This window comes from Bartonella sp. ML69XJBT, from assembly GCF_028618515.1.
Classification (GTDB): Bacteria; Pseudomonadota; Alphaproteobacteria; order Rhizobiales; family Rhizobiaceae; genus Bartonella.
The window spans coordinates 1-725 of sequence record NZ_JAQITB010000140.1; the positions used below are offsets into that span (position 1 = coordinate 1).

A 725-nucleotide genomic window follows, 5' to 3' on the forward strand; every position below is an offset into this window, starting at 1 on the left:
AGCATTTCGAAAGAATCCAAATGAATCCCTATACCATTAGCTGTGGGTGCTTCCCATTAGAACTCTCTCAAGAGAAGCTTATTCCTAACAACAACGCTGCATACAAATGCAGCGTTGCCTCGTAGTTTCAGATTTTTTTCTCCCAGCGCGTGAAGAGATGAGGGAAGTAATATATCTGACTCTGCCCCCTTGGGGGCAGCGTGAGCCTAAAGGTTTAGAATGCTATCAGTTTAAGCTCGCTGGACTTTGAGCTAGCTGGACTTTGAGCAGATGGTTTATCGCTCATGGTAAATCATTTTGTTTTACGATTCAAAAAGAGGAGAGTGATAGTCTCATGGGCGTAGGTGAGCCAAGAAAACTCTTAAGCTTGGCAATGCGTCAACAGTTTGGAGGACGATGTTGTGGAAGTCCTAGCGGTTGCTATGATGGCATGATGCTTTTGGCAAGCAATTGTGATAGGGGGGTGAAACCGGTGTTTAAGGGTACAACTGCGGTCATTGTACGACGTAAGTAGCATTCCGTCTGAGTCTTTAGGAGCGGCAGACTCCGTATAGGCTGTGCGTACAATATGTGAAGCACGCTTGCAGGATCAGTGTGTCATTATTGCGTTGTGCACGCAACCCTCTCGCTAGTATTTCATTGGTAAGGCTGTTTTTTGAAGCTGATTGTCATGATCTGTGTGTTTTAAAGAGAACGTTAACACCGATGTATCATGTGCAGTGGCA

1 protein-coding gene is annotated in these 725 nt (G+C 45.2%); it reads left to right on the forward strand.

Annotation, left to right across the window (positions count from 1 at the left end; all coding sequences use genetic code 11):
- Positions 1–334 precede the first annotated feature (334 nt).
- Positions 335–514 (forward strand): hypothetical protein, encoded by a 180-nt coding sequence (locus PVV68_RS10565; protein WP_273783058.1) that lies wholly within the window; start codon positions 335–337, stop codon positions 512–514.
- Positions 515–725: the final 211 nt, after the last annotated feature.

Coding starts and splice junctions, on each gene's coding strand:
- PVV68_RS10565 (WP_273783058.1), top strand. CDS start 335: ATGGGCGTAGGTGAGCCAAGAAAACTCTTAAGCTTGGCAATGCGTCAA.